Annotated in this window: 8 protein-coding genes; all 8 read left to right on the top strand. The window is 40.2% G+C overall.

Features of this window, described 5'->3' with window-relative positions; all coding sequences use genetic code 11:
- A partial coding sequence (gene ftsY / locus IAE53_RS10320; protein WP_200136413.1) for a signal recognition particle-docking protein FtsY occupies positions 1 to 1003 on the top strand: 1003 nt, incomplete at its 5' end.
- Complete coding sequence (gene ylxM, locus IAE53_RS10315; protein ID WP_200136414.1) at positions 1003 to 1347, top strand: YlxM family DNA-binding protein; 345 nt, start codon at positions 1003 to 1005, stop codon at positions 1345 to 1347. The genes ftsY and ylxM, both read left to right, overlap by 1 nt.
- Before the next feature lie 52 nt (positions 1348 to 1399).
- On the top strand, positions 1400 to 2875 hold the full coding sequence (gene ffh, locus IAE53_RS10310) for a signal recognition particle protein (protein ID WP_142511791.1): 1476 nt from the start codon (positions 1400 to 1402) through the stop codon (positions 2873 to 2875).
- The gene (locus tag IAE53_RS10305) at positions 2875 to 3054 is read left to right on the top strand and encodes a hypothetical protein (protein ID WP_010292433.1); all 180 of its coding nucleotides are present in this window, start codon (positions 2875 to 2877) and stop codon (positions 3052 to 3054) included. The genes ffh and IAE53_RS10305 overlap by 1 nt, the downstream gene beginning before the upstream one ends.
- Positions 3055 to 3100: 46 nt before the next feature.
- Positions 3101 to 3910, top strand: a complete 810-nt coding sequence (locus IAE53_RS10300) for a Cof-type HAD-IIB family hydrolase (RefSeq protein ID WP_114667064.1) — start codon at positions 3101 to 3103, stop codon at positions 3908 to 3910.
- 67 nt (positions 3911 to 3977) lie between these two features.
- A complete protein-coding gene (gene hisJ, locus IAE53_RS10295) occupies positions 3978 to 4829 on the top strand; it encodes a histidinol-phosphatase HisJ (protein WP_148424216.1) in 852 nt (283 codons plus the stop codon).
- 322 nt (positions 4830 to 5151) lie between these two features.
- On the top strand, positions 5152 to 6759 hold the full coding sequence (hisG, locus tag IAE53_RS10290) for an ATP phosphoribosyltransferase (RefSeq protein WP_200136415.1): 1608 nt from the start codon (positions 5152 to 5154) through the stop codon (positions 6757 to 6759).
- Positions 6756 to 8033 carry a histidinol dehydrogenase gene (gene hisD / locus IAE53_RS10285; protein ID WP_200136416.1) on the top strand — a complete coding sequence of 426 codons (1278 nt, stop codon included), beginning with the start codon at positions 6756 to 6758 and terminating at the stop codon, positions 8031 to 8033. The genes hisG and hisD overlap by 4 nt, the downstream gene beginning before the upstream one ends.

The following is an 8033-nucleotide window of genomic DNA, read 5'->3' as shown; positions in this document are numbered from 1 at the left end:
AGAATCAGAATCAGAATCAGAATCAGAATCAGAATCAGAATCAGAATCAGAGGATGAAATTGAACGAAATGAGCAGCAGGTTTATGACGAAGGCTTGAAAAAATCACGGACAGGATTTGCTGAAAGATTTAATCGCTTTTTAGCTAATTTTCGTACCGTAGATGAAGATTTTTTCGAAGATCTGGAAGAAACTTTAGTCGGTGCTGATGTTGGTTTTGATATGGCGATCAAAATCAGTGACGAATTGCGAGAAGAAGTTAAATTAGCCAATGCCAAACGTAAAGAAGATGTGCGTGATGTGATCATCAAAAAAATGGTTGATTTATACGAAGCAGATGGTGTAAATGAAGATACACAAATGCATTTTGCACCAAATGGCGGTACTACTGTGATTTTGTTTGTCGGTGTTAATGGTGTTGGTAAAACAACAACAATTGGTAAGCTTGCCAGCAAGTACCAACAAGCAGGAAAATCTGTTTTGCTGGCAGCTGCGGACACATTCCGAGCTGGCGCTACCAAGCAATTACAAGAGTGGGGCGAGCGAGCAAATGTGCCTGTGGTTGCTGGTAAAGAAAAAGCTGATCCGGCTTCTGTTGTCTTTGAAGCGGTTGCTAAAGCACGCGATGAACATTATGACATTTTATTTGTCGACACGGCTGGCCGTTTGCAGAACAATGTTAATTTGATGCAAGAGCTAGAAAAAATGAAGCGCATCATTCAACGCGAAATTCCTGATGCACCACATGAAGTTTTGTTAGTGCTTGACGCGACAACTGGTCAAAACGCATTACAACAAGCTAAATTATTCAAAGATTCGTCTGATGTGACTGGCATCGTTTTGACTAAAATGGATGGCACAGCAAAGGGTGGTATCGTCTTTGCCATTCGGAATGAAATGCATTTGCCAGTCAAATGGATTGGATTTGGTGAAAAAGCGAGCGATTTGCGCGAATTTAAACCAGAAGAGTTTGTCTACGGATTGTTTAAAGAGTTGGTATCGTGATGGATTTAACCAAAAAAAATCATATTAATGCGCTATTTGGCTTTTATGATCAGTTGCTGACTGAAAAACAACAACAATATTTACAATATTATTTTGAAGATGATTTTTCAATTGTAGAAATTGCAAATGCAGAAAGTGTTAGTCGACAAGCGGTGTCCGACAACATCAATCGGGCAATCGAATTACTAGAAAAATATGAAAGTATTTTGCACCTACAAGCTAATTTTGAATCACGACAAGTGATTGAAAATGAAGTGGAAGAATACATTAATACTCATTATAAAAGTGATGATGTGTTAAAATTATTGGTGCAGAAGCTTTTAAATACAGAAATGGATAACTAGAAGGGAAACGTGTCACCTGTGATATATCACAGAAAGGACATACTCTAAAATTATGGCATTTGAAAATCTAACTGAACGCCTCTCAAAGGCGATGAAAAATCTAACCGGTCGCGGTCGAGTTAGCGAAGAAGATCTTCGTGCGACGATGCGCGAAATTCGTTTGGCATTATTGGAAGCCGATGTCAACTACGATACAGTGAAAAAGTTTGTCGCTAATGTACGTGAAAAAGCTAGCGGTGCTGATATTATGTCAGGATTGGATTCAGCACAACAAGTTGTTAAAATTGTTAATGATGAGTTGACTGCAACGATGGGTGATGAGGCTGTACCACTTAATAAGTCGCCTAAAATTCCAACAATTATTATGATGGCTGGCCTGCAAGGTGCTGGTAAAACAACCACAGTTGCTAAGTTAGCTTATAAATTAAAGAATGAAGAAAAAGCCCGTCCACTTTTGATTGCAGCCGACATTTATCGACCAGCTGCCATTGATCAATTGGAAATTTTGGGGCGCGATCTTGAAATTCCCGTATTTTCAATGGGGACGGATGTTAATCCTCGCGATATTGTCCGCGCTGGTTTGGCTAAGGCGGCTGAGAATAAAAATGACTATGTCTTTATTGATACAGCTGGTCGTTTACAAATTGATGAAGAATTGATGCAAGAGTTGAAAGACATTGCAGAGATTGCTCAGCCAGATGAGATTTTGTTGACAGTTGATGCAATGACTGGACAAAATGCTGCTGAAACAGCTAAGGGATTTTCAGCGTCACTTGACTTAACTGGTGTTGTCCTGACTAAACTTGATGGTGACACACGTGGCGGTGCTGCCTTGTCAATTCGTGACGTAACTGGTAAGCCAATTAAGTTTGTTGGTCAAGGTGAAAAGCCAACTGATTTGGATGTTTTCTATCCTGACCGTATGGCATCTCGTATTTTGGGCATGGGTGATGTGCTGACGCTGATTGAAAAAGCACAACGTGACTTTGATGCTGAAGCCCAAGAAAAGCAACTTGAAAAAATGCGACAAAATACGTTTGATTTCAACGATTTTGTGGCGCAGCTCAAGCAAGTTCAAAGTATGGGACCAATGGAAGATTTGTTAAAAATGATTCCGGGAATGGCGAACAATCCGGCATTGGCGAATGTTAACATTGATGCAAAACAATTTGCCCATTTAGAGGCTATTGTTGGTTCAATGACACCTCAAGAACGTGAAAATCCTGATTTAATCAATCCTTCGCGCCGTCGTCGTTTGGCCGCTGGTGCAGGACGACCAATTGTGGAAGTCAACCGCATGATTAAGCAATTTGATCAAATGCGTAAAATGATGAATCAAGCCACAAATGGTAATTTTGGTGGTATTGATAAAATGATGGGTGGTTCTGGTATGGACATGTCATCTATGATGGGTGGCATGGGCGGTGGCATGCCAAAAGGTAACTTTGGTCAGAAAGTTCAAAATTTTGCAATTAAGCAAGCGGCGCGCCGATTACAAAAAGCTAAGAAGAAGCGCGGTCGTAAGTAATGAAAAGTTTAGAGCGTATTTTACCAATTTTTGTGTTTGTAGTCATGTTAAGCGCTAACTTGCTTAATATGCCAGACAACCACTGGCAGTCAATCATCATGGCTGTCATTTTGGCAGCGTTTGCTGGTTTGATTGTGTTTGGGCTCATCAGATTTTTGTGGTGGTGGGTACAACGATAAATTCGAAGTTAAAGTGATAGTCGACATTTTAAGGAGAAAAGTGAACATGACGTTAAAATTAATTGCATCCGACCTTGACGCAACATTCTTGCGTGCCGATAAAACCTTCAATGAGCCACTTTTTCAGCAAGTGCTAGATATTATGGCTGAAAAAGACATGCAATTTGTTGTGGCAACAGGGAATCATATGCAAAAAGTACTGGCTTATTTCAAAAACTTTGCTGGTCAATATCAAACCATTGCTAACAATGGCGCTGAAGTCATGCTTAATGGTCGTGTTCAAAATGAAAAATCTGTGTCACCGGCAGCTTTAGAAACTATCGTGAGAATTGCTGAGGGATATCATGATCATATCTTTGTTGGTTTGGCTTTCACCGGTCAATCTCAAACATTTATGTTAAAATCTCAAGCAGCAATCGCTGATACGTTTAAATTAGCATCAGCGTATTTTCAAGATATCCATCTAATTGACACGCTAGCGGAAATTGATGCGCCAATTTTAAAAGTGTCAACAGTTATTTCTGATGTGGAAGATCAATTCATGCGTGAAGTCAAACAGGTTTTGGGTAACCAAGTGCATGTGACAACATCGGGCTATGGTGCTGTCGATATTGTTAATCCTGAGGTTAACAAAGCAAACGCACTCACATTTATAGCGGACAGTTTGGATGTGTTGCCTGAAGAAATCATGGCCTTTGGTGATGGCTTAAACGACTTAGAAATGTTAGAGTACGTTGGTCATCCAGTGGCAATGAAGAATAGTGACACAGAATTGTTCAAACATGATTTTGATGTCACAGAAGATGACAATGATCATGATGGCGTGTTGAAAAAAATATTATCTGTTATTGCTTAAGGCACGCTTTAGCGTGTTTTTTTATTGTCGTTTATGTTAAGATGAATGGCAAAAAGGAGTCCTGATAATGCAGAAAAAAGATGGTCACACGCACACGATGTATTCACATCATGGTAGCCAAGAGGTACTCGATGCGTATATTGAACGCGCAATTGCTTTAGGTTTTGACACTTATGTTGTCACAGAACATGCGCCTTTACCTGAGAAGTTTTTAGCTAATTTTGTGGGGCCCCAAGAATCCCGTGATAGTTCAGCTATGGCATTATCTGAACTTGAGGATTATCAAGCTCAGGTGGCACATGTACAAGAAAAATATGGCAACCAAATAAACATTAAACGTGGTTTTGAAGTAGATTATTTGCTTGGATATGAACCGGAAACAAAACAATTTTTGCAGCAACATAATGATTGGATTGATGAAATTGTACTGTCGGTTCATTTTTTACCAGATCGCCATGGCAATCTTATACCAATTGACTACGATCCAGAGACTCTGTCGCAATATTTTGCAACTGAATTACTGACGCCGCAAGTATTGTTTGCAAAATATTTTGACGCGGTTAAACAGAGTGTTAATTTTGAGACGGGATTAGATGTACCGGTGCGAATCGGGCATATCACATTGATTCGCAAGTATCAAAAATATTTTGATTTGCCACCATTTGATGATAGTGTTCACCGTCAAATTACTGAGCTGTTGACATTGATTTTAGAAAAAGGCTATGAATTAGATTTTAATGCCGCTGGTTTTAGTAAACCTTTTAATGGCGAAAGTTATCCTACATTTGATATTGTAGCGGAAGCATATCAACTTGGATTGCCCTTGGTTTATGGCTCTGATGCCCACAGTGTTGATGCTTTGGGTTTGCATTTTCCTGAAATGGCAGAATTTCTAGAAAATATAAGTGTTGACAAATAAAAAGATGGCGTTATAATTAAACTAATCTAATAAATAATTCGCTGAAGTTGGAAAAGTAATTAAATTTTCGCAGTACAGGAAGCGCTTAAGCTAACGCATTGAGATGAGCGCCTGTGACCTTAATGAAAACACACCAACGAGCTGAACAATCAAAAATTGTTCCGGAGATTTCCGATACCAAGTACGCCTGTGATTGCAGGTGAATGAGTTCTTTTGTGCAAACAAAAGGAGAATCAAGGTGGGAACACGTGAAAGCGTCCTTGCAAACTAAAAATTTTTAGTTTGTAAGGACGCTTTTTTAACGAAGTGGTAGGAGTAAGACATGAATAAAGTATTAGCTGGCGGTTCACGTGACGAATTTGGTGAACGACTTAAGCAAAAACAGAAAATTACATCAGTGATCAGTAATGTGCTAAATGAGAAAGGCTTTATGCCAATTAATACGCCGTTTATTGAAAAAGAAAGCACTTTTGAACAATATCGTGATCAAAACATTTTTCATTTGTACGATCAAGCCGGCGATAATTTAATCCTAAGACCAGATTTGACCTTGCCGGTCGCACGATTTTTATCTTCTCATCAGCAAGAAAATGATATGTCGCAATTATATTATATTGGTGACGTGTTTCGACGTACCGATTACCTATCGGGTGAGTACAATCAAGAAACGCAGGCAGGAATTGAATTAATTGGTGATGATAGCTTTGAAGCAGAAATTCAAGCGCTAGATATTATGTTGAATTTTGCAAAAAAGTTCAATATCACTGATGTTCAAGTGGTGTTGAGTGATGCGCGCTTAATTGATATTATTTTGGACACATTGGAATTGGACGGCAAGTTACATCAAGCGCTAAAACGTGCTATTGAACAAAAAAATGTCTCCGAATTTGAAAAATTAAAGGCTGAGATTGTTGATTTTCCAGAATTTCTCAATGAGTGGCCGTTATCTTATGGCGAAGACGGTGAAAATGTGATGTGGCAATTACAGCACATGACCGCTGTGGCAACGATTACGCAAGGCTGGTTACGCCTAGCTAACCATGCACATCAATACTATCCCAATGTCAAAGTCACTGTTGATTTAGCAGCGGCATCACCACAACCCTACTATACGGGGACAATAATCCGGGGATTTATCCCAACATTGGGTCGTTATCTGTTTAGCGGTGGGCGCTATGATCGTTTACTAGAAAACTTTCAAAAAAAGTTATTACCGGCAGTCGGTATTGGTCTAAACATTGAAACAATTCAAGCTGATTGGGAACAGAATGCGTACGATTTAGTTACAACACAACCAATTGTGATGGTACTTGGCAAAGGACGGGTTGAAAAAGATGTACGACCATTATTGAAAGCTGCAGGTATTGATACAACGCCGTTAGATAACCCTGAACGAAAGCTCATCTTTGACACCGCTGATGGTCGATACCGTTTTATTTTAGTGAAACCCAATGATGTCGTTAAGTATTTGGATCGTGGGATTGGCGATGTTGGCATTGTTGGTTCAGACACGATTGCTGAACAACGACAAAATCATTATGATGTATTAGATTTGAAAACAGGACGCGCACAATTCGTCGTGGCAGCCCCAGCAGATTTTCAACTTAATTTGCAACGGCGGCAACGAATCGCGACGAAGTATCCCAAAGTTGCCACTAAATATTTTACCGATCGTGGCGAAGACGTTGCCTTGATTAAACTAGAAGGCTCAGTCGAACTGGGACCATTAACAGGATTAGCTGATGCCATTATTGATATTACACAAACAGGTAATACGTTGCGAGAAAACCATTTGCAAGTTCATGATATTGTTGGTGAAGTCTCAACGCACATGCTAGTTAGAGCCGGCGCCTTGTTACGTTATCAAACAGAACTCACACAAGTCATCCAAAATTTGACCAAACTATTGAAAGAAGCGACTAACAAATGAAAATTATCAAAAATGAATCTTTGTCAGCAATCAAAACACAAATTCGTCAACAAACGGCACAAACCACTAATCCGCAAGTGGGAGTTAGTGTGGCAAACATTATATCTGACGTTCGCCAAAGGGGAGACGAGGCTTTGAGAGATTACAGTATCCGTTTTGATGGTGTGGCATTGGATAACTTTAAGGTCTCTGAATCAGATATTGATTCTGCAATTGCCCAAGTCCCAGATAAAGTTATCGCAGCGCTTAAAAAAGCAGCTGCCAATATTACATCATTTCATCAGTTAGAAGTAGCGCAGTCTTTTGAAGATACGACACGTTCTGGCGTGATTTGTGGTACTAAGGTCACGCCACTCTCAGCTGTGGGGATTTATGTGCCGGGTGGAACTGCTGCCTATCCATCTTCAGTCTTAATGAATGCGATTCCTGCTAAAATTGCCGGTGTTGCCAATATTGTCATGGTCACACCACCACAACCAGATGGCTTAAATCCTGCTGTTTTGGCGGCAGCTAAAATTGCTGGTGTTGATAATATTTATCAAATTGGTGGTGCACAAGCAATTGCTGCTTTAGCTTATGGTACTGAAACAGTACCACAAGTGGATAAAATTACTGGACCCGGCAATGCTTATGTTGCTGCAGCTAAGCGAGCAGTATATGGACAAGTAGATATAGATATGATTGCTGGTCCATCAGAAATTGGTATTTTGGCTGATGATACGGCAAGAGCAGAAGACGTGGCTGGTGACTTGTTGTCCCAAGCGGAACACGATGTGGACGCGAGAGCAATTTTGATTACAGACTCATACAATTTGGCGACGGCAGTGTCGGCGGCTGTTGAACAACAACTTGAAACTCTGCCACGTGAAGCGATTGCTAGAAGTGCTATTGATAAAAACGGATACATTTACCTTGTTGACACGATTGATGACATGATTGAATTGATGAATGCAGTCGCACCAGAACATTTGGAAATCCAGTTGGCGAATGCTTATGATTATATGGCCAAAATACAAAACGCTGGTTCTGTCTTTTTGGGCAAATACGCATCAGAACCGCTCGGTGATTACCTTGCGGGACCAAATCATATTTTACCAACTGGCGGTACAGCTCGTTTCAGTTCTGCGCTAGGTGTTTGGGATTTTCAAAAGCGAATTCAGTATCTACAATATAATGCCGCTGCATTGGCAGAGGACGCCAATGATGTGACTGCATTAGCACGAATCGAGGGACTGGAAGGTCACGCTAGAGCGATTGAAAGTCGAGGAAAATAA

This window comes from Leuconostoc sp. S50 (assembly GCF_016624925.1).
GTDB lineage: Bacteria > Bacillota > Bacilli > Lactobacillales > Lactobacillaceae > Leuconostoc > Leuconostoc pseudomesenteroides.
This window is presented reverse-complemented; position numbering and strand designations above follow the sequence as displayed.